The 19,682-nt window shown below is 72.3% G+C and carries 20 protein-coding genes and 1 pseudogene; 10 read left to right on the top strand and 11 right to left on the bottom strand.

All coding sequences use genetic code 11. The features are described from left to right. Positions 1–13 precede the first annotated feature (13 nt). The gene (locus CIB93_RS24055; RefSeq protein ID WP_096629736.1) at positions 14–892 is read right to left on the bottom strand and encodes an alpha/beta fold hydrolase; all 879 of its coding nucleotides are present in this window, start codon (positions 890–892) and stop codon (positions 14–16) included. A 111-nt stretch (positions 893–1,003) separates the two neighbouring features. Here CIB93_RS24055 and CIB93_RS24050 point away from each other — a divergent pair, with 111 nt between their 5' ends. After that, positions 1,004–2,941: an AfsR/SARP family transcriptional regulator gene (locus CIB93_RS24050; RefSeq protein ID WP_096629735.1), complete on the top strand. Its 1,938-nt coding sequence runs from the start codon at positions 1,004–1,006 to the stop codon at positions 2,939–2,941. 116 nt (positions 2,942–3,057) lie between these two features. Here the strand turns inward: CIB93_RS24050 and CIB93_RS24045 are convergent, their stop codons facing one another. Further along, positions 3,058–3,687, bottom strand: coding sequence for a class I SAM-dependent methyltransferase (locus CIB93_RS24045; protein ID WP_096629733.1), 630 nt, complete (start codon positions 3,685–3,687; stop codon positions 3,058–3,060). 36 nt (positions 3,688–3,723) lie between these two features. On the opposite strand from CIB93_RS24045, the pseudogene CIB93_RS24040 reads away from it, so the two are divergent. The 3 genes and pseudogenes from CIB93_RS24040 (at position 3,724) to CIB93_RS24030 (ending at position 5,946) form a co-directional block, all read left to right on the top strand. Continuing rightward, positions 3,724–4,635 (top strand): annotated as a pseudogene (locus CIB93_RS24040) (IS5 family transposase). 218 nt (positions 4,636–4,853) lie between these two features. Then, on the top strand, positions 4,854–5,330 hold the full coding sequence (locus tag CIB93_RS24035; RefSeq protein WP_096629731.1) for a hypothetical protein: 477 nt from the start codon (positions 4,854–4,856) through the stop codon (positions 5,328–5,330). Between the two features lie 133 nt (positions 5,331–5,463). Next, a complete protein-coding gene (locus CIB93_RS24030) occupies positions 5,464–5,946 on the top strand; it encodes a Rieske (2Fe-2S) protein (RefSeq protein WP_096629730.1) in 483 nt (160 codons plus the stop codon). Here the strand turns inward: CIB93_RS24030 and CIB93_RS24025 are convergent. Beyond that, the gene (locus CIB93_RS24025) at positions 5,933–6,613 is read right to left on the bottom strand and encodes a cysteine hydrolase (protein ID WP_096629728.1); all 681 of its coding nucleotides are present in this window, start codon (positions 6,611–6,613) and stop codon (positions 5,933–5,935) included. The genes CIB93_RS24030 and CIB93_RS24025 overlap by 14 nt on opposite strands. A 146-nt stretch (positions 6,614–6,759) precedes the next feature. On the opposite strand from CIB93_RS24025, the gene CIB93_RS24020 reads away from it, so the two are divergent. Continuing rightward, a complete protein-coding gene (locus tag CIB93_RS24020; RefSeq protein WP_096629777.1) occupies positions 6,760–7,230 on the top strand; it encodes a pyridoxamine 5'-phosphate oxidase family protein in 471 nt (156 codons plus the stop codon). A gap of 42 nt (positions 7,231–7,272) precedes the next feature. Here the strand turns inward: CIB93_RS24020 and CIB93_RS24015 are convergent, their stop codons facing one another. Both CIB93_RS24015 and CIB93_RS24010 read right to left on the bottom strand, forming a co-directional pair. Further along, entirely contained in the window at positions 7,273–8,193 is a 921-nt protein-coding gene (locus tag CIB93_RS24015; RefSeq protein ID WP_096629727.1) for a LysR family transcriptional regulator, read from the bottom strand. Between the two features lie 183 nt (positions 8,194–8,376). Then, entirely contained in the window at positions 8,377–9,708 is a 1,332-nt protein-coding gene (locus tag CIB93_RS24010; protein WP_096629725.1) for an aminotransferase class I/II-fold pyridoxal phosphate-dependent enzyme, read from the bottom strand. A gap of 36 nt (positions 9,709–9,744) precedes the next feature. Here CIB93_RS24010 and CIB93_RS24005 point away from each other — a divergent pair, with 36 nt between their 5' ends. Then, entirely contained in the window at positions 9,745–10,440 is a 696-nt protein-coding gene (locus tag CIB93_RS24005; RefSeq protein ID WP_096629724.1) for a pyridoxamine 5'-phosphate oxidase family protein, read from the top strand. Between the two features lie 14 nt (positions 10,441–10,454). Here the strand turns inward: CIB93_RS24005 and CIB93_RS24000 are convergent, their stop codons facing one another. From CIB93_RS24000 to CIB93_RS23990, 3 genes are all read right to left on the bottom strand, one after another. Further along, a complete protein-coding gene (locus CIB93_RS24000) occupies positions 10,455–11,411 on the bottom strand; it encodes a DMT family transporter (protein WP_096629722.1) in 957 nt (318 codons plus the stop codon). Between the two features lie 173 nt (positions 11,412–11,584). Further along, on the bottom strand, positions 11,585–12,649 hold the full coding sequence (locus CIB93_RS23995) for a DMT family transporter (RefSeq protein WP_096629721.1): 1,065 nt from the start codon (positions 12,647–12,649) through the stop codon (positions 11,585–11,587). An 88-nt stretch (positions 12,650–12,737) separates the two neighbouring features. Beyond that, positions 12,738–13,280, bottom strand: a complete 543-nt coding sequence (locus CIB93_RS23990; RefSeq protein WP_179500224.1) for a Clp protease N-terminal domain-containing protein — start codon at positions 13,278–13,280, stop codon at positions 12,738–12,740. A gap of 246 nt (positions 13,281–13,526) precedes the next feature. On the opposite strand from CIB93_RS23990, the gene CIB93_RS23985 reads away from it, so the two are divergent. Together CIB93_RS23985 and CIB93_RS23980 are read left to right on the top strand one after the other, a co-directional pair. Then, the gene (locus CIB93_RS23985) at positions 13,527–13,721 is read left to right on the top strand and encodes a hypothetical protein (RefSeq protein ID WP_096629719.1); all 195 of its coding nucleotides are present in this window, start codon (positions 13,527–13,529) and stop codon (positions 13,719–13,721) included. Positions 13,722–13,800: 79 nt separating this feature from the next. Next, positions 13,801–14,232, top strand: a complete 432-nt coding sequence (locus tag CIB93_RS23980) for an SRPBCC family protein (RefSeq protein WP_096629718.1) — start codon at positions 13,801–13,803, stop codon at positions 14,230–14,232. On the opposite strand, the gene CIB93_RS39040 is transcribed toward CIB93_RS23980, so the two are convergent. After that, a complete protein-coding gene (locus CIB93_RS39040) occupies positions 14,197–14,322 on the bottom strand; it encodes a hypothetical protein (RefSeq protein ID WP_257002331.1) in 126 nt (41 codons plus the stop codon). The genes CIB93_RS23980 and CIB93_RS39040 overlap by 36 nt on opposite strands. A gap of 139 nt (positions 14,323–14,461) precedes the next feature. Between CIB93_RS39040 and CIB93_RS23975 the strand changes: the two genes are divergently transcribed. Then, positions 14,462–15,271 carry a PhzF family phenazine biosynthesis protein gene (locus CIB93_RS23975; protein ID WP_096629716.1) on the top strand — a complete coding sequence of 270 codons (810 nt, stop codon included), beginning with the start codon at positions 14,462–14,464 and terminating at the stop codon, positions 15,269–15,271. Positions 15,272–15,311: 40 nt separating this feature from the next. Here the strand turns inward: CIB93_RS23975 and CIB93_RS23970 are convergent, their stop codons facing one another. Continuing rightward, a complete protein-coding gene (locus CIB93_RS23970; protein ID WP_096629774.1) occupies positions 15,312–16,091 on the bottom strand; it encodes a CPBP family intramembrane glutamic endopeptidase in 780 nt (259 codons plus the stop codon). Positions 16,092–16,276: 185 nt separating this feature from the next. On the opposite strand from CIB93_RS23970, the gene CIB93_RS23965 reads away from it, so the two are divergent. Next, positions 16,277–18,070, top strand: coding sequence for a substrate-binding and VWA domain-containing protein (locus CIB93_RS23965; RefSeq protein ID WP_096629714.1), 1,794 nt, complete (start codon positions 16,277–16,279; stop codon positions 18,068–18,070). 96 nt (positions 18,071–18,166) lie between these two features. Here CIB93_RS23965 and CIB93_RS23960 read toward each other — a convergent pair whose 3' ends face one another. Next, positions 18,167–19,672: a glutamate--cysteine ligase gene (locus CIB93_RS23960; RefSeq protein ID WP_096629713.1), complete on the bottom strand. Its 1,506-nt coding sequence runs from the start codon at positions 19,670–19,672 to the stop codon at positions 18,167–18,169. Positions 19,673–19,682 lie beyond the last annotated feature (10 nt).

Below are 19,682 nucleotides of genomic sequence, written 5' to 3'. Positions count from 1 at the left end.
CACGAACCGAGGCTCAGCGGGCCAGCAGGTCCTGGATCGCCTCGGCGATCTCCCCGGGTGCCTCCTCGGCCATGAAGTGCCCCGCTCGGGTCAGCCGGTGGTCCAGGTCCGGCGCCCAGGCCTTCCACACCGCGGCAGCGTCGTAGCCCAGCTGCGCACCCCAGTCCTGCTGGACGACTGTCACGGGCATGGCCAGTTGCGACCCGGCGTCCAGGTCCGCTCGGTCGTGCGTGACATCGATGCCCGCCGAGGCCCGGAAGTCCGCGACGATCGATGTCACCGCCGCGGCGCTCGCCCGCAGGTACTCGGCACGGACATCCTCCGGCATGGCGGTCGGGTCCTTGGCCCAGGTGTCGAGGAACGAACCGAAGAACACGTCCGCGCTGTTGGCGATCATCGCCTCCGGCAGGCCTGGCGGCTGCGCCATGAGGAAGAGGTGGTAGCCGACTGCCGCCGAGGCGCCGTGCAGGACGTTCCACATGTCGAGCGTCGGCACGATGTCGAGGATGCCCAGGTGCGTGATGCTCTCGGGGTGGTCCAGCCCGGCCCGGAAGGCGACCAGGGCGCCCCGGTCGTGGCCGACGAGGGCGAAGCGCTCGTGGCCGAGGGCCGCCGCCAGGGTCACGACGTCTGCGGCCATGGTGCGCTTGGCGTACACGTCGGTGTCGGTGGCAGTCGGCTTGTCGCTGGCGCCGTAGCCCCGCAGGTCAGGACAGATCACCGTGTGCCCGTCGGCGAGCCGCTCGGCGACGTGTCGCCACATCAGGTGGGTCTGGGGGAAGCCGTGCAACAGCACGACCGGGCTGCCGCTGCCGCCGACAGCGGCAGCCAGCTCCACACCGCCCGCACCGGGCAGGCGGATGTGATCGAAGCCGGGAACGGTGAGCGTCATGAAAGGCCGTCCTTTCGGGTGGGTACCGGACCGGATCAGCCTGGGCGACGGCGATCAGCAGCCGATCAGTACGGTTGGGCGCAGCGGACCCCGGGCACGGAGGATGGGGGTATGCGAATCGACGTGCTCGGTGCCGTGCGGGCCTTCCGCGACGACGGCAGTCCGGTTGACCTGGGCGGACCTCGCCATCGCGAGGTACTCGCCCGGCTCGTCACCGCAGAGGGTCGGATGGTCACCACCGGCAGTCTTGTCGACGACCTGTGGACCGATCCACCGGCCCGCGGCGTGGGCGCTCTGCGTACGTTCGTCGCCGCGCTGCGCCGCGCCCTCGAACCCGACCGGCCGCCCCGCGATCCGCCGCGCGTACTCGTCACCGAAGGTCCCGGCTACGCGCTGCGCCTGCCGCGCGAGGACGTGGACGTCCATCGGTTCCAGGACACCCTGGCCCGAGCCCGGCGCAACCCCGACGCGGTGACCGACCTCGGCACGGCACTCGCGGACTGGCGGGGACCCGCCTACGCCGATGTGACCGGCTCCGCATGGGCGCAGCGCGAGCGGACCCGACTGGAGGAGCTGAGGTTGGAGGGGGCGGAACTGCGTGCCCGTATCCTCCTTGACTCCGGGGAAGGGGCCGATCTCGTCGCCGAACTGGGTGCCCACGTCGCCGAGCATCCGTGGCGCGAGCCAGCCTGGGGACTGCTTGCCCGCGCGCTCCACCGCGCGGGCCGCCAGGCCGACGCGCTGGCCACCCTCCGCCGCGCCCGCGCGATGCTCGTTGATCAACTCGGGCTCGACCCTGGTGCCGGCCTCCAACGCCTGGAGACGGACATCCTCAACGGGTACGTGCCCCCCGAAGGCGCACGTACCGCGTGGACCGGCCGTGGTGTCCGTCTCGGCCCGCGCACCACCGTGGATCTGGCCCGCACCCTCGCACTGGCGGGTGGCGACGCCCTCGTCCACTCGCGGCGCGACCGCCTCGCCGCCGTCCAGGCGGCGGAACGCACGGGTGACCTCTCCCTGACCGCCCGGATCATCGGCGCCTACGACGTGCCCGCCATCTGGAGTCGGGCCGACGACCCCGAGCAGTCCCGCGACGTCGTCGCGGCCGCCGAGCGCACGCTCATCGCGCTCGGCCCCGACAGCCCCGCCGACCTGGCCGCCCGCCTCCTGGCCACGGTCGCCGTCGAGAGCCGCAGCGCCGGTCTGTCCAGGGCCGAGCTGAAGCGCGCGCGGCAGGCGGCACGGCAGGCCGAGGCGCTGGCACGGGGCCTGGCCGATCCCGCCCTGCTGGCGTTCGCCCTCAACGGGGTGTTCCTGCAGTCCTTCACCCGCCCCGGACTCGCGGGGGTACGGGACCGGATCGGCGCCGAGATCCTCGACCTGGCCACCCGGCACGAGCTGCCGAACTTCGCGGTACTCGGCCGACTCGTCCGCCTGCAATCCGCCTCGGCCCTCGGTGACCTCGACGCCGCAACCTCCCACGCCGAGGCAGCCGAACAGCTCGCCGTGACCACCGAGGCGCCCCTCGTCCCAGTCCTCACCGGGTGGTTCCGGGCACGGGCCACGGCTGCCCGCAGCGCCGAACCCGGCGGACCGACCGCCGCCACGGCCGCAGCGCACTACCGCGCTGCCGAGGACGCCCTCCAGACGGCCGGAATGCCGGGGCTGCACCGCGGCCTGTTCCCGCTGGCCCTGCTGGGGCTGCGCCTGCTGCACGACCGGCCCGCGCCCACCGACCCGCACCTCGACTGGGGCCCGTACCGCCCCTGGGCGCGCCCCCTCGTGCTGCTCGCCCAGGAGAGAGCCGGGGAGGCTCGGGCTGCCCTCGCCGCGGTGCCCGAACCACCGCACGACCACATGCAGGAGGCGCTGTGGTGCCTGACCGCCCGCGCCGCCGTGCGCCTCGACGAGCGCGGAACCGCCGCGCGTGCCGAGGCCGTCCTGCGCAGTGCCCGTGCCGAACATGCCGGCGCCGCCGGCGGAATGCTGACCCTGGGCCCGGTGGCGCGCTACCTGGCCGAAGCGGAGGCATGTGCCGGAGCGGGGTGAGCGACCGCAGTACGCGGACCCCTAGGGAGTGTCTGACAATTCCGGTCTGATCAGCGAGATTCGGCTGAGCTGGCAATCCGGAGGTGCGCCGATCGGCTGGGGGGACTGGGCAGTGGCTACGAACGGCGGGCCAGTAGATGGGCGTCGAGGAAGCCCCGATCAGAGGATGGATCGTGGAGCAGCCGGGCGAAGGGATCGAGCCCAGCATCGCCCAGCAGTTCGGCGAGGCGATCCACCGGCCAGCTGTAGGCGGGCGCCACCTTGTGGTCGAACCGGACCGGTTCTTGTCCGTCGGTCCCGAAGAAGGAGACCAGGAGCAGACCGTCCGGTGCCAGGACGCGTACCTGTTCGGCGAGCAGCTCCGGTAGTTCCCCCGGAGGGGTGTGAATCATTGAGTAGTGGGCCAGTACGCCGCCGAGCGCGGCGTCCTCGATCGGCAGGGATTCCATCCGCGCCTCTTGGAAGCGCAGCGCCGGATGGGCCTGCCGGGCGTGGTCGACCATGCCGGGGGCAAGGTCGAGTCCGAAGGCGTCCAGGCCGAGTTCGTGCAGCATGGCTGTCAGATGTCCGGGCCCGCACCCGACGTCCGCTGTCCGCAGGTTGCCCGTCGCGCGCACCAGTTCGCCGAAGGTGCCGATCATGGCCCGGGAGAAAGGCTGTGTTTCCAGCCGGTTTGCGAACAGCGATGCGTACAGCTCGACGACACCGTCGTAGGCCGTCCTGGTCTCGTCCTGATGATTCGCCACGGGCAGGACTCTATAGCCGGTCTGATAATTGATCTTGTGGCAGGTCGAGGTGAGTTGACGGATGCGGCATGGAGGCGGATAGAGCCCCTTTTGCCTCAAGTGGACGGACGGGGCCGTCCGTGGCGTGATCACCGGCAGGTGGCCAACGGGGTGCTGTGGCGGCTGCGGACCGGGGCTCCGTGGCGGGATCTTCCCGACCGGTTCGGGCCGTGGCAGACCGTCTACGAGCGGTTCGCCCGCTGGGAGGCGGACGGCACCTGGGCACGGTTGCTGGAGCACGTTCAGGTCCGCGATGACGCGGTGGGCCGGGTGGAATGGACCGTCTCCGTCGACTCCACCATCAACCGAGCCCACCAGCACGCAGTCGGCGCCCGCAAAAGGGGGATGTGAACGGGGACGAACTGGAAGATCCGGGCCGCTCGCAGGCGCGCCAGGCCCTCGGCCGCTCCCGAGGCGGACTGACCACCAAAGTCCATCTCGCCGTCGATGGCCGGGGCCTGCCCCTGTCGATTGTGCTCACGCCCGGCAACGTCAACGACGCGACGGCGTTCGGCCAGGTCCTCGACGGCATCCGCACCCCGCGCCTCGGCACGGGCCGCCCGCGCACGACACCGGACCGTGTGCTGGGTGACAAGGCGTATTCCAGCAGGGCCATCCGCCATCTGCTGAGGCGCCGGGGCATCGCTGCCACGATCCCCGAGCGCCGCGACCAGGCGGCGAACCGCCACCGACGCGGAGCCCTCGGCGGCCGGCCGTCGGCCTTCGACAAGGTCACCTACCGCGACCACAACGTCGTCGAACGATGCTTCGCCCGCCTCAAGCAGTTCCGCGCGATCGCGACCCGGTTCGACAAGCTCGGCGACCGCTACCGTGCCGGAGTTGTCCTGGCTTCCTTGATCCTCTGGCTCCGCGAGTCCACGGGGTAATCATTTGTCAGACAGGCCCTAGCTCGTACGTGCCCGCCCCACGGCCCCGGCGTGATCAGGCCGCCAGGGCTCAGAGGGCGTCCATTGCCGCTGCCAGGCGTCGGTGACGGTTTCGGAGTCGCGGGTCGTGATCCACACGCGATGCTCCGCGGGATCCGACCTGTCACGTCGGGACGGGTGTGAGCGGCCGGGTCGGCCCCCTCCCGCGAGCGCCGCCCCCGACGTCCGTACGATCTGCGGATGACGACCGGGAAGAAGAGGACGACCAGGGCGGCGAGAGCGCGGCGCGACAGGCGGACGCGCATCGTGGCTTGCGCGGGGTGGGCGACGTCCGCTCTGGTGCTTCTGGGAGCCTTCGCGTACACCTCCGTGCTCGCCACCGTGCGCGTGGGGCTCGTCGGGGAGCACCAGCACGTCCGCGTCGAGACATGCGAGGAGCGCAGCAGCTCCCGGGCCACGGGCAACCACTTCCGGTGTGCGGTCCGGTCTGCCGAGGCGCAGGACACCGGGAGGAAGCCGGACTCCTGGACCATGCGCTTCGAGAGCAGGCCGGGCCACACCGCCGAGGTGGCCCGGGCGCCTTGGGGGCAATGGGTCCGGCTGGAGCACGGCGCCCTCCAATGGGCGACGAGCTTCCTCTTCCCCGTGCTCCCGCTCCTGGGCGCGGGCCTCCTCACCGCTGCCGCCGTACGAGCCGTGCGCCCGTCGGAGTTCTGAGCCGCCGGAGTACTGAGCCGGGTGCCGCAAACCCACTGGCGCGCCCCGGACTGAACGTCGGCGCCCTGTGGCACGTACCCCTGGGTGACGTCACCGAAGTTCGGTTCGGGACAACGACGAAGGGAATGCCGCGATGAGCGCAGCGCAGGAGCGCCGGATCCTCCTCGAACGCCGCACCGTCGTCGCAGCGGTGGGAGCGGCCGGAGCGGCTGTCGTCCTCACCGCGTGCGGCGGATCGGACGGGGCGGGAGGTTCCGGCGGATCGGAGGGCTCGGACGCCGTCGAGCAGCAGCCCGGGAGCGGAGACGGCGGCGATGGCGGCAAAGGCGGGGAGATCCTCGCCGCCGCCTCGGACATTCCGGAGGGCGGCGGGGTGGTCTTCGCCGCGCAGAAGGTCGTGGTGACGCAGCCGCAGCCCGGTGAGTTCAAGGCGTTCTCGTCCACGTGCACCCACCAGGGGTGCGCGGTCAAGGACGTCTCGGGCGGCACGATCACCTGCCCCTGCCACAACTCCACGTTCGACGCCGCCACGGGCAGCCCGACCGGCGGTCCCGCCACCCGGCCGCTGCCCGCCCGCCGGATCACGGTGGAGGGCGACTCGATCAGGCTGGCGTAGCGGCCCCCGCTCTGCGGGGCCGCTTCCAGCCGCCCAGGACCGCGTCCGTGGTGGTGACGGTGGCGACCAGAGCGAGGGTGTTACGGATCATGGCGGGGGTGTACTCGGCGGGCACCCCCGCGATGGCGTCGGAGGGGACGACGGCCGTGTAGCCGAGGTTGACCGCGTCGAAGACGGCGTTGGGAACGGCCACGTTGGCCGAGACGCCGGTCACGATCAGCGTGCGGCAGCCGAGGTTGCGCAGCAGCGGGTCGACGTCGGTCCCGGCGAGCGGTGAGAGGCCGTGCAGCCTGCGGACGACGAGGTCCTCGTCGGCCACCTCGATGGGCGGCGCGACGCGGACGGCGGTGGTGCCGGAGTGCTGCTGGACCGGCAGCCGGGCGGCGGCGCGGAAGAGGCGGGCATTGCGGCTGGCCCCGCGTCCGTCGGGGCGGCTCTCGGCGACCGCGTGCACCACCTGGACCCCGCTGTCGTGGGCGGCGGCGACGAGCCGGGCGATGTTCGCGAGGGCGCCCGATGAGCGGGCGGCCGCGGCGAGTTCGGGCAGGGCGCTGTCCGGTCCCACCACGCCCTGCTGGCACTCGACGGTCAGCAGGACGGTGGTGGCCGGGTCGAGCAGTGCGGTGAGCCGCTCCTGTGCTTCCCTCGACGCTTCCCTCGGCGGCACGGCGCTCTCCTCTGTCTGCCGCCCGGCGGGGCGGACTTCTGCGGACGGACCGGGCGCGCGAGAGTACCGGCCATTGCCTCACGGTGGAAGAGCCTCCATGATTTCTGACACTCAGTCAGAAAACAGAGGAACAGGGGAGGGTGACCATGACCGACACCCAGCGACGAGGCCGCCGGATCAGGATGACCGACGGGGAGCGGGACGCGTACCTCTCCGAGCAGCGCACCTGCCGGGTCGCCACGCTCGGTTCCGACGGCGCTCCGCACGTCGGCGCGCTGTGGTTCGTCTGGGACGGCGGCTCGCTCTGGCTGTACTCCATCACCCGCAGCCTGCGCTGGTCCCAGCTGCGCGAGGACCCGAGGATCGCCGTGGTCGTCGACGACGGCGAGGGCTACGAGGAGCTGCGCGGCGTGGAGCTGTCCGGCCGGGCGGAGTTCGTGGGCGAGGCCCCGCGCACGGGCGAACCGTGCCCCGAACTCAACGTAGCGGAACGGCTGTTCCCCGCGAAGTACTTCGGCATGGCAGAGATGCCGCACGACGGGCGGCACGCCTGGCTGCGGCTCACTCCGGAGAAGGTGACCTCCTGGGACTTCCGCAAGCTCGCCGGTCTCGCCTGACGGTCGCACCGCCCGTCACCGGTCGACCGACGTCACGGCCGGTCACTCCCCCGCGGCCCCGGCCGTCACACCCGCGCCCGCCGCCCGCAGCGCCGCCACCGCCGCACGGATCGACGGGCGGCGGTCGGCATCGGTGCGCCACACCGCGTGGACGTGCCGCCGCACGCTCTGCCGCACCGGCACCAGGCGCACCCCGTCGGGGACCGGCCCCCGCCCCAGCCGGGGAGTCACACAGACGCCGAATCCGGCGGCGATCAGGGCGAGTTGGGTGTGGTGTTCACCGGCCAGGTGAGTGATGCGCGGTTCGATGCCCCGGGAGCGCAGGGTGAACATCAGCCACTCGTAACAGAATTCTCCCTCCGGCCAGGACACCCACTCGTCGTCCGCGAAGTCCTCCAGCTCCACCTCGGGCCGGTCGGCCAGCTGATGCCCGGCCGGCATGGCGATGTCCGGTGCGTCGTCGAGCAGTTCGACCTTGGTGAGGCCGCCCGGCACGGGCAGCCGCTTGTTGCTCCAGTCGAGGACGACGGCCACGTCGGCATCGCCCCGGAGGACCGCGAGGATGCCCCGCTCCGGCTCCAGCTCCCAGGTGCGGACGGTGAGGTCGGGGTGGTCCGCCCGCAGGGTGGTGAGCGCCGCGGGGAACAGTCCGCGGGCCGCGGTGGGGAAGGCGCTGATCCTGACCTCGCCGACGACCTCGCCCCGTTGGGCCTCGATGTCGGCCTGGGCCAGTTCGACCTGGGACAGGATCCGCGCGGCGTGCCCGGCCAGCAGACGGCCCGCGTCGGTGAGGCGGACCCCCCGGCCGTGCTTGGCCAGCAACTGCTGGCCCACCTCGCGCTCCAGCTTGGCCATCTGCTGCGAGACCGCCGATGTCGTGACGTGCAGCCCGTCGGCCGCCCGGCTCACCGATCCGTGCCGGGCGAGGGCATCCAGCGTCCGCAGCCGCTCAAGATTCAACACGTGAGCGATGCTAAGGGCTGTCGTCGAGCTGCCGTCGTCGCCCGAAGGGCGGGCGGCGTCCGGTGCATACGATCGCAAGGCGCCGGAGAGTCCTCGCAGCAGAGCAACCAGAGCTTTTCGGCTACGCCGCACGCTGATCCACCAGGTACTCGGGACAGCCCCGAGAGGTCAGGTTGTGGACTCTCACCCGTAGCTGACCGGCCGCGCCGGGCCCGCCGCGGCCGCAACCGCGTCCGCCAGCGGCCCGATGTCCGCCGGGGTCAGCGGGGAGACGGTGAGCCGCACCGCCTGGGGCGCGGCCATCCGGAAGCGGGCGCCCGGGGCCACGGCCCAGCCGGCGTGGAGCAGCCGGGTCACCGCCCCGGTCTCGTCGCTGACCGGCACCCACACGTTCATGCCGCTGCGGCCGTACGCGGTCACCCCGCGCTCCGCCAGCGCACGCACGAGCGCCTCCCGGCGGTCGCCGTAGGACCGGGCGACCGCCCGGGCGTCGACGGCGTCCGAGGTCCACAGATGGAGCACGGCGCGTTGCAGCAGCCGGCTGACCCAGCCGGGGCCCAGCCGCTGGCGCCCCCTGACCCGGTCGACCGTGAGCGCGTCCCCGGTGAGCACGGCCACCCGCAGGTCCGGGCCGTACGCCTTGGCCACCGACCGGACGAACGCCCAGTGGTCCGTGACGCCCGCCAGCGGATGGAGCGGCAGGTCGACGATGGCGTGGCCGTGGTCGTCCTCGATCAGCAGCACGTCCGGGTGGCGGGCGAGGACCGCCCGCAGCTCCCGGGCCCGCGCCGCGTCCAGCGAGGCACCGGTCGGGTTCTGCGCCCGGTCGGTGACGACGAGCGCCCGCGCCCCGGCCCGCAGCACCCGCTCCACATCCGCGGCCAGCGGACCTGCGTCGTCCACGCCGACCGGCACGGCGCGCAGCCCGAGCGCGGGTACGAGGTCGAGGACGCTGCCCCACCCGGGGTCCTCCACCGCCACCGCGTCACCCGGCCTGAGGTGCGCCGCGAGGACCCGCTCGATCGCATCGAGGGCCCCGGACGTCACGGCCAGCGGCCCGGAGGGCACCCCGTCGGCATCCAGCGCAGCGCGCGCGTACGCGGCGAACTCCGGGACCACCGCGGCCTGCCCGTACAGCCCGTGGGACTCCGCGTCGGCGGCGGCCGCGACCGCGAACGCCGGGCCGAGGCCGGGCAGGAGCGCCGGATCGGGGTTGCCCTTACCCAGGTCCCGGACGCCCGGCGGCGCCTCGATCCGCAGGGAGCCGCGTGAGGTGCTGGCGGGGGCGGACCGCACCCGGCTGCCCCGGCGACCCGCCGTCTCGATCACCCCGCGCTCGCGCAGCGTCCGGTAGGCGGCGGCCACGGTGTTCGGGTTGACCTCCAGCCGGGCCGCCAACTCCCGCAGGGGAGGCAGCACATGACCCGGCGGAAGGTCCCCGGACCCGACCCCGCGCTCCACACTGGCGGCAATCTCGGATGCACGCCGCCCACTGATCCGATACTCTCCTAGCACAAACAACATTATGCACTAGTGCAATAGGAGTCCGCAATGCAGCACACCGCGACGCCCGCCCGTACGGGTTCCGGAACCGCCGCGTCCTATGTCACCACCGACCGGACTGTTCCCACCCGCGCCAAGCAACGCGCCTCCTACGACCGCGAGCTGGTCCACTCGATCCTCGACGAGACCTACCTCTGCCATCTGGGATTCCTGCGCGACGGCGCGCCGGTAGTGCTGCCGACGCTCTACGGCCGGATCGGCGAGCGGCTGTACGTCCACGGCTCGACGGGCTCGCGGCCGCTGCGGTCGGCGAAGAGCGCCGATCCGGGCCTGCCGGTCTGCCTGACCGTCACCCATGTCGACGCCCTGGTGCTGGCCCGGTCGGCCTTCCACCACTCGATCAACTACCGCTCGGTGGTGGTCCACGGCAACGCCGTGACGGTCACCGACCCCGAGGAGCGGCGGCTCGCCCTGGACGCGATCGTGGACCAGGTCGTGCCGGGCCGCTCCCGGGACTCCCGGCCGGCCGACGCCAAGGAGCTCGCCGCGACGGCGGTGATACGGCTGGATCTCGACGAGTTGTCCGCGAAGGTCCGCACCGGCGGCCCCAACGACGAGCCCGAGGACCTCGGCCTCCCCCACTGGACCGGCATCGTGCCGCTCACCCGGGGTTACGCGGAGCCGGTCCCGGCCGACGACCTGGACCCGGCCATCGGCATACCGGACTACCTGTCCGCACTGTAGGGGCCGCACTGCCGCTACACCGCCACGGCCTCCCTGCGGCGGGTGGCCGAGGCCGTGCGCGCCTCGGCCAGAGCCAGTCCGGCCACGGCGGTCAGCAGGAGCAGCGTGCCGACGACCGTGGCCGCCGTCAGCCGCTCCCGCAGGACGGTCACCGCGATGACGGCCGCGCTCACCGGCTCCAGGAGCATGATCACGGAGACGGTCGCCGAGCGGACGGCGGCGGCGCCCGCGAAGTACAGCGCGTAGGCGAGCGCGGTGGGGACCGCCGCCACGTAGACCAGCAGCCACAGCACCTGCCCGGTCTCGGCGGTGTGCGGCACGAGGCCTTCGGCCAGCGCCAAGGGCAGCAGCCCCGCCGCTCCGATGCCGAACGCCCACGCGCTGGTGGTCAGCGCGTCACCGCCGCCGCCGTCCCGCCCGAGCCAACGGGTGAGCAAGGTGATCGCCGCGTACCCGGAGGCCGACAGCAGCGCGAGCAGCACCCCTGCGGGCACCACCTCACCGCCCTCGCCGCCCAGGACGAGCACGACGAGACCGGCCAGCGCACCGGCCACGGCGGCCAGGCCGCCCGCGCCGAGGCGTTCGCCCAGCAGCAGCCGGGCGCCGAGGGCGATCAGGACGGGCCCGGCGCCGAGCGTGACGACGGTCCCGACGGCGAGCCCGGTGACCTCGACGGCCGCGAAGTACGCGCTCTGGAACAGGGTGAGGCCGACGCCGGTGCCGATGATGCGCAGCAGACGGCGACGCCGGGGTTCGGGCTGCCGGGGCAGGCGGCGGGGACGCAGCGCGAGCGCCCCGGCGAGCAGGACGAGGCCGCCCGCACAGCGCCAGAAGGACAGGGCGAGCGGACCGAGATCGCTGACCCGGAAGATCAGCGACGCGGCCGCACCGGCGGTGCCCCAGGCGACTCCGGCGACGACGAGATACAACAGGCTCCGCCCGACGGGCAGCCCGGACACAGAGGTGGGCATGTGACTTCTCCACAGAGGACTCCTCCGGAGGAGGACAGGGTGGTGGTCGCTGGGCTCCGCACGCGGGCAGCGACGGACCGCTCGGGGAGTGCCCGAGCCCGGTCTTCGTCAGGAGAGGCCGCGCGCGCTAGGCGACAGGCGGCGGCAGCACAGTCAGATGCATGATCGTCACACTAGTGCGTGCTCCGTCCGGCGGACAACTCATCCTCGGCGGCACCGGCCACGACGCCCGGCCCCACCCCCACGCCCTCGGCGACGGGACCCGACGGGGGCTTCGGCGCGGACGACTGGGCGATGAACGCACCGGTCAGCACCACGAACCCGCCGATGAGCTGGGGCGCGGAGAGGTGCTCGCCGAGCAGCACCCAGGCGAGCCCGGTCGCGATGACCGCTTCCAGACAGGCGACCACCCCGGCCACCTGCGGCGAGAGCAGCCGGACGGAGACGACCCCGGTGCCGTACGCGACCACGGTGGCGACCAGCACGATCCAGCCGATCAGCGCCCAGGCGGGAACCTCGTTGCCGTTCATCCCGGCGCTGCCGCCGAGGAGCGACCAGTCCATGGCCCAGGGGCGTGCGACGACGGTGAGGACGAGGGTGCCGACGATCAGCCCGTACGCGATGACGCCGACCGGATGGGGAGGCTCGGCGCGCCCGCCGTCACCACCCTCGCCGGATTCCCTGCGGTCGTCCTGCCGCCCGCCGTGGTCCGAGAGCACGAAGTAGCCGACCTGACAGCAGGCCGCGCCCAGGGCGAGGAGCAGCCCGAGGAGGTCGAAGCCGAGCCCGGCCCACACCTCGACGACACACGCGAGGCCGCCGACCGCCAGCACCACCCCGACCGCGGCGGCCCGGGTGACCGGCCTGCGCTGGACGAAGCGGACCCAGCCGAGGACCAGCGCGGGCGCCAGATATTCGACCAGCAGCGCCACCCCGACCGGGATGCGGGAGATCGAGGCGAAGTAGAAGGCCTGGACCCCGGCCACCGCGAACAGTCCGAACCCGGCCAGCAGGGCGGGACGTTCACGTACGAGATTCCGGTGGCGCCAGGCGACCGGCAGCATGACGAGAGCGGCCCCGGCGACCCGTAGCCACACCACGTGGAGCGGGTCGAGCCCGGCTTCGATCAGCGGCTTGGCCGCCACTCCCGAACCGCCGAACGCGAAGGCCGAAACCAGGGCGAGCCCCAGGCCGGCCCCCCTGCCCTGAAACCCCGAAGATCCCGAAGACGCGTGCATCGGCACATCATGACAGCGTCTCGACAGGACCGTCACCCCGGTGACACCTGTCGAGACGGCACGCCGTCCGACAGGCGAGGACCACCCGTCACACCGTGCGCGACGCCTCATCCGTACGCTGCGCCGCGCGGCCCGCCAGCCGGGCGGCGTCCACGCCCGCACGGGCCAGCACCTCCACCGCGCGGCACTCGGCGTCGGCGGCCAGGGCGGCGAGGAGGTCGAGGCCGGCGGCGTGCGGCGCGCCGCGCAGCCCGGCTCGGTGCAGCGCGCCCTCCATCGCGGTGTGGGCCGAGGGGGACCACCCCGCGGCGGCCGGGTCCCGTACCACCGGGACAGCGCCGGAGTCCTCGACGGACCCCTGCCAGCGGAGCCCGTAACCAATGCTGCGCTGGACGAGGTAGCCGAGGACCCTGGCCAGCTGCGGGCCTCCGTCGAACGCCTCGCGGACCTCGGGGTCAGCCTCGATCAGCGAGTGCAGGAGGTGGGCGGTGTCGATCTGCCGGTCCCCGTCGCGCAGCGCACGCCTGCGCGCGCCCGTGACCACCGATGCCAGTTCCACGGTGAGGCGGGCGTCGAAGTCTGCGGGGTTCGGTGCGAGCTGTTCAGGAATCCGCGGCGTCCGATTTTGCACCCCTCCACCCCATCAGTCCGGAGACAGAGGGGCATCCCCGGAGCGACCCATTCACGCCTCCCACCGGAGTTGGGCACAGTGGAGCGACCCCTCATCCTTGCGGATGAGATCGTGCCGCGGCGCACAACCATGGCGACGCGGGGGCGCGCGCCGCCTTGCCTTGCGCGCCCCCTGGGCAACCGCCGACCCCCGCGGGCACGTCCCTCAGGCCGAGCGCGCACGACGGGGGCAGGAGGGGAGGAACAGGTGTTCTGGCTGGTCGCACTGCTCGCCCAGGACGGACTGCAGTACGTCTACCGGGTGTACGCACCGGACGACGCCCTGCCCGCCGACCTGTTCTGGGCCGCCTTCCACTGCCACGACGAGGGCCCGCACCCGCGCGCATCGGACCGCTTCGACGCGGCGGCGATCTGGCGGAACCGCCAGCCCCAGCAGACCTGACGGTTCATCAGTATTGAATGTTGCCGCGGCTGCCGCTACGTTCCGCGGCACCGTAACCGGACCAACCAGGGGTGGTCACATGGCAGAAGTCAGCGCCGAGGCGCACATCGAGGCGCCCGCCGAGAAGATCTGGGACCTGCTGAGGGACTTCTCGTCGTACGGCGAGTGGAACGCCACCCACACCAGCTTCCCCAAGGGCGGCCCGGCCGAGCTGGAGCTCGCGGCCACCTACGAGGAGAACATGAAGCTCATGGGCTTCCCCGCCGAGGTCACCTGGACGGTCGGCGAGCTGGAGGCGGGCCGCCTGCTGGCGACGCGGGGCAAGGGCCCGATGGGGGTCAACCTGGCCATGCGGTACACCCTGACGCCCGACGGGGGCGCCACGACGGTACGCATCGAGGGGGAGTTCACCGGCGCGGCGGTCTCCCTCATGGGCGGCAAGCTCAAGGACTCCGCCACGGCGGCGCTCCAGGAGTCACTGCGCAAGCTCGGCGGCCTCGTCGCACCGTGACGCCCGCCCGCCCCGGAGGGCGAACCAGTCAGTGATCATCTCGACCGAGCCGTCGAGGGTCACGTTCCGGGTGATCGCGAGGGTGCGCATGGTGCTCTCCCGTCCTGACGGATGCCTGCGGTCTCTCCTCCCATCGACCGCGTCGGGCTCCAGGACTCATCGGCGTGCGGGGCCAGACACCCCGAATTGGCCTTGGCCCGTCGCCGCGCGGGCGACCTACGGTCGGCCCATGAGGATTCGTATCGTCGACGCTTTCACCGACCGCCCCTTCGCCGGCAACCCCGCGGGCGTCCTGCTGCTGGAGGCCGACTCCTTCCCGGACGCCGAGCGCCTCCAGGAGATCGCCGCCGAGGTCAATCTGTCCGAGACGGCCTTCGCCCACCCGCTGCCGGCCGACTGGGCGCTGCGCTGGTTCACCCCGGTCACCGAGGTCGACATGTGCGGCCACGCGACGCTCGCCACCGCGCATGTCCTGCGCACCACAGGGCGGGCGACCGGCCCGGTACGTTTCGCCGCGCGCTGCGGGACCCTGACCGCGACAGCGCGCCCGGACGGCGGACTGACCCTCGACTTCCCCACCGCCCCGCTGACCGAGGAGCCGGTGCCCGCGGGGCTCGCCACCGCCCTGGGGGCCGAACCCCTCTCCGTGCACGACACCGGCCAGCACATCGGCGATCTGCTGGTGGAGCTCCGTGACGAGGCGACCGTACGGGCGCTCGCCCCGGACTTCGCCGCCCTCGCCGCCCACTCCCGGCGCGGGGTCGTCGCCACCGCGGCGGCCGACGACCCCGCCCGTGGCTACGACTACGTCTCGCGCTGCTTCTTCCCGGGCGTCGGCATCGACGAGGACCCGGTCACCGGCAGCGCCCACACCGCGCTGGCCCCCTTCTGGTCGGCCCGCCTCGGCCGCGACGAACTCACCGGCCTCCAGGCCTCCGCCCGTTCGGGGCTGGTCCGTACCGCCCTGCGCGGCGAACGCACCCTGCTGACCGGCACCGCGGTCACCGTCATCGACGGCGAACTACTGACCGCCTTCTGAGGTTTCAGGGGCGGCGCACCTCCTGCGCCGCCCCCGCTTCCTACGGCGTCGGCAGCCAGCCCACCCGTCCCGCGAGCAGCGCGTACCCGACGAACGCCCCGACATCGAGGAGCGTGTGCGCGACGACCAGAGGGCCCACCCGGCCCCAGCGCCGGTAGAGCAGTACGAAGACGACGCCCATCACCACGTTCCCGATGAACCCGCCGATGCCCTGGTAGAGGTGGTAGGAGCCACGCAGTACGGAGCTGGCCACCAGCGAACGCGTCGGAGTCCACCCCAACTGGTCGAGCCTGCGCAGCAGATACCCGACGACGATGACCTCCTCCACCACCGAGTTCTGCATCGCGGAGAGGATCAGTACGGGGAACTTCCACCAGACGTCGGGCAAGGACTCCGGGACGACGGTCAGGTTGAATCCGGTGGCCCTGGCCCCGAGGTAGAAGGCCAGACCGGCACTGCCGATCCCGGCGGCGATCAGCGTCCCGCGGCCGAGGTCGAACCAGGGCCTGGTGCGGTCGAAGCCGATGCTCCGCAGGCCCGCCCCTTCCCGGATCAGCAGGTGCGCCACCAGGGCGACAGGTACCAGAGCCGTTGCGATTCCGAACATTTGCCATGCCAGATCAAGCCATGGACGGCCCGGAGCGTACGAGCTGTTGAGCGTCGCCGCCTGCTCCTTCAACCCCCCCGGTTTCGTCAGTGATCCGATAAAACTGATGAGGGCCGACACCGCACTGGCACCCAACGAGAGCGCCAGGACCAGCACCGTCTCGGACCGCAAGATCCTTCGTGGCACGGCCTCTTGAGGAAAAGAATCAGCCACGCGGCCCGCCTCCACCGGTACACCTGCCTTCAGTTCTGCAATCGCGTCTCATCCCACCCACCGTCCCGCTATGGTCTCGAATACAGGTACGAAGATCATGCGTGACAGGCCGGGGGACGACCACCATCGCTGATGGCGTGGTCCCCCTTTTCCTTGTTTCATCCTCAAGGAGGGGCACCACCGACATGGGACGTCATAGCTTGCCCGACGGCTACGAGGTGGAGGGCGACCGGGACCGGCCCGGCCCCCGGCGCCGACGTCGTACGGTCACCATCGCCACCCTGCTCGTCCTCGCCGTGGCGACGGGAACGGCGGTGGCGGCCAAGGGCGGCCTGTGGTCGTTCTCCGATTCCTGCGAGGACTCCGCCGTACAGCTGTCCCTGGCCGCGTCCCCGGACATCGCCCCCGCCGTACGTGCCATAGCCGAGCAGGCCCGCGCGGACGAGGTGAGATCCGACGGCCGCTGCCTCGCGGTCGAGGTGCTGACCCGCGAGTCCCACACGGTCACCGAGGCGCTCGCCGCGGGCGGCGAGCCACCCCGATTCCAGGTCTGGCTGCCCGACTCGGAACTCTGGCTGGAGAGGGCCAAGGGAACGGGCGAGGGCATCCCCCTCTCTCCCTTCGGCTCGGTGGCCTCCTCACCGGTGACCCTGGCCATGGTCCCGTCCGCCTCCAAGAAGCTGGGCTGGCCCGAGAAGACGTACTCCTGGGCCGAGTTGGTCGCCGCCACGCTGAGGTCGGACCGGGTGCGCCTCGGCTCGGCCGATCCGGCGCGCAGCGCCACCGGACTGCTGGCGCTCACCAGCATCGGCGCCTCGTCGGCCCAGCAGAGCGGGGAGAGCGACACCCGGGTCGCCGAGACCGCGAAGGTGCTGGCCGAGCGGATGTCGGACAGCGACGCGCGTGTACTGGAGACCCTGGCGCGGAACACGTCAGACGCCGAGGAGGGCAACCCCAAGCGGAACCGGGCGGTACTGATCTCCGAGCAGGCGGCCTTCACCCACAACGCGGAGGCGGCGGCCGGGGGCAAGCTCGACCTCTTCTACCCCGAGGACGGCACTCCGCTGCTCGACTACCCGTACACCCTGGTCGACGAGAGTCGGCTGACCACCCCGGAGTCCCGTGCGGCCCTGCGCTTCATGACCCTGCTCAACGGCCGGGACGCCCACGACACGTTCGCCCGGTACGGGTTCCGGACCGGCAACGGCAACGCACAGGACGCCCTCGTCGTCTCGGCGGGCGGCCGGTCGCCCCAGCCGTACGCCGCATCGGCCGCCGAGGCGCCGTCCACGAAGCAGCTCCAGGAGACGCTGGGGATGTGGACGATCACCGTGCAGAGCGCCCGGCTGACGACGGTCGTCGACGCCTCCGGTTCCATGGCGACGCTCGTGCCGGGGCGCGGCCAGTCCCGGATGGACGTCACCAAGGAGTCGCTGATCCAGGCGCTCGGCCAGTTCACCCCGGACGACGAGATCGGGCTGTGGGAGTTCGCCACCACACTGGACGGCGAGAAGGACTACCGGCGGCTCATGCCGACGAGGCGTCTCGGCGACCCGGCCGCGGGCGGCGGGACCCACCGGGAGAAGCTGACGGCCGCGTTCGCCGGGCTCCAGCCGGTACCGGGCGGGGCGACCGGACTGTACGACACGACGCTGGCCTCCTACCAGGTGGCCCGGTCGACCTTCGTGAAGGGCAAGTTCAACGCCCTGGTGATCCTCACCGACGGCTCCAACCAGGACGAGCGCGGCATCTCGCGCAGCGCGCTCATCGCCGAGCTCAAGGAGCTGTCCGACCCGGAGCGCCCCGTCCCGATCATCGCCATCGCGGTGGGCCCGGACGCCGACCGCGACGAGGTCGCCGAGATCGCGCGGGTCACCGGCGGCGACGGCTACGAGGTGAGCGACCCGGCGGAGATCCAGGCGGTGATCCTTCAGGCCATCATGGCGGCGGGACAGAACGGCCGCGCGACACAGGAGTGACGGCGCCCGGGACGCATCACCGCGCGCGACCGGGACGCATCACCGCGCCGCGCAGCCGTTCCGAGCAGTCGTGCGGCGCGCGACGCGTCAGCCCCCTCACGGCGCCGGGAACCCCACCGGCCAGGTGTGCACCGGCTCCCCCGCGTGCATCAGCTCGGCATAGCGGCGGGTGGTGGCCGCGAGCGCCGCCTCCCTCCCGAGTCCGGCCTCCAGGGCCCGACGGTAGGTGGCGACCTGCCAGGAGGCCCCGTTGACGCGCCGTTTGCAGCGCTCCTCGATCACCCCGAGGTAGCGGTCCCGGTCCGCGGGCTCGATGTGCCAGGCGTCCAGCCCGGCGGCGGCCAGCGGCAGCAGCTCCTCCAGGACCAGCTGCACGGCGGGGATCCTGGTCAGTCCCCCGGAGCGGCCGGAGCGGGGCCAGATCATCTCTGCCTCGATGCCGTGACGGCAGGCCTCGGTGAAGTTCTCCTCGGCGGCCTCGAAGGGCAGTCTGCTCCAGACCGGCCGGGACTCCTCGGCGAGCGCCCGTACGAGCCCGTAGTAGAGCGCGGCGTTGGCGATCACGTCGGTGACGGTCGGCCCGGCGGGCAGCACCCGGTTCTCCACCCGCAGATGGGGCACGCCGTCGGCGATCCCGTACACCGGGCGGTTCCAGCGGTAGACGGTGCCGTTGTGCAGGACCAGCTCGGCCAGCTCGGGCACCCCGCCCTCGTCGAGGACCTTCAGGGGGTCCTCCTCGCCGCAGATCGGCAGCAGCGGCGGGAAGTAGCGCAGGTTCTCCTCGAAGAGCTCGTGGGCGGAGGTGATCCAGCGTTCCCCGAACCAGGTCCGCGGCCGCACCCCCTGGTTCGCCAGCTCCGGCGGCCGTACGTCGGTGGCCTGCTGGAACAGCGGCGGCCGGGACTCCCGCCACAGCTCCCTGCCGAACAGGAAGGGGGCGTTGGCGCCGAGCGCGATCTGGACGCCGGTGATCGCCTGGGCGGCGTTCCACACGTCGGCGAACCGGCCGGGCGTCACCTGGAGGTGCAGCTGCACCGAGGTGCAGGCTGATTCCGGGGCGATCGACGGCGAGGTACAGACCAATCGCTCGACACCTTCGATATCCAGGGCGAAATCCTCCCCCCGGGCGGCCGCCATTTGGTCATTGAGCAGGGTGTAACGGTCCACGTCCGAGAGATTCGCGGACACCACGTCGTGCTCCCCCAGGGTGGGCAGGATTCCGATCATCACGATCCCCGCATCCACCTCTCCCGCCTTGCGGTGAGCATAGGCCAGGCCGGTCCGCAACTCCTCCGAGAGCTGATCGAATACCCGGCCGCCCAGCCGGTGCGGGACGATATTCACTTCGAGATTGAACATCCCCAGTTCGGTCTGGAAATCGCGGCTCGCGATGCGCTGGAGCACTTGCTGGTTCATCATCCGGGGCATGCCGTCGGAGCCCGCGAGATTCAGCTCTATCTCCAGCCCCATCAGGTTCCGGGGACGGTCGAACCTCCGCTCCGCCAGAAGTCTGCCCAGCCCTTCCAGGCACTGGTTGAGCTTGGTGCGGTACTCCTGCCGGTCCGACAGGTCAAGGGCTCCCGCGGCGACCTTCTCCCCCATCGAGGGGTCC

This window comes from Streptomyces sp. WZ.A104, from assembly GCF_002382885.1.
Lineage (GTDB): Bacteria > Actinomycetota > Actinomycetes > Streptomycetales > Streptomycetaceae > Streptomyces.
This window is presented reverse-complemented; position numbering and strand designations above follow the sequence as displayed.

Excerpts from the sequence above, each read along its gene's own strand:
- CIB93_RS24055 (WP_096629736.1), bottom strand. The coding sequence starts at position 892 with ATGACGCTCACCGTTCCCGGCTTCGATCACATCCGCCTGCCCGGTGCG.
- CIB93_RS23965 (WP_096629714.1), top strand. The coding sequence starts at position 16,277 with ATGGGACGTCATAGCTTGCCCGACGGCTACGAGGTGGAGGGCGACCGG.
- CIB93_RS24000 (WP_096629722.1), bottom strand. The coding sequence starts at position 11,411 with ATGCCCACCTCTGTGTCCGGGCTGCCCGTCGGGCGGAGCCTGTTGTAT.
- CIB93_RS39040 (WP_257002331.1), bottom strand. The coding sequence starts at position 14,322 with ATGCGCACCCTCGCGATCACCCGGAACGTGACCCTCGACGGCTCGGTC.
- CIB93_RS24050 (WP_096629735.1), top strand. The coding sequence starts at position 1,004 with ATGCGAATCGACGTGCTCGGTGCCGTGCGGGCCTTCCGCGACGACGGC.
- CIB93_RS23980 (WP_096629718.1), top strand. The coding sequence starts at position 13,801 with ATGGCAGAAGTCAGCGCCGAGGCGCACATCGAGGCGCCCGCCGAGAAG.
- CIB93_RS24005 (WP_096629724.1), top strand. The coding sequence starts at position 9,745 with ATGCAGCACACCGCGACGCCCGCCCGTACGGGTTCCGGAACCGCCGCG.
- CIB93_RS24020 (WP_096629777.1), top strand. The coding sequence starts at position 6,760 with ATGACCGACACCCAGCGACGAGGCCGCCGGATCAGGATGACCGACGGG.
- CIB93_RS23960 (WP_096629713.1), bottom strand. The coding sequence starts at position 19,672 with ATGGGGGAGAAGGTCGCCGCGGGAGCCCTTGACCTGTCGGACCGGCAG.
- CIB93_RS24035 (WP_096629731.1), top strand. The coding sequence starts at position 4,854 with ATGACGACCGGGAAGAAGAGGACGACCAGGGCGGCGAGAGCGCGGCGC.
- CIB93_RS23995 (WP_096629721.1), bottom strand. The coding sequence starts at position 12,649 with ATGCACGCGTCTTCGGGATCTTCGGGGTTTCAGGGCAGGGGGGCCGGC.
- CIB93_RS23975 (WP_096629716.1), top strand. The coding sequence starts at position 14,462 with ATGAGGATTCGTATCGTCGACGCTTTCACCGACCGCCCCTTCGCCGGC.
- CIB93_RS24030 (WP_096629730.1), top strand. The coding sequence starts at position 5,464 with ATGAGCGCAGCGCAGGAGCGCCGGATCCTCCTCGAACGCCGCACCGTC.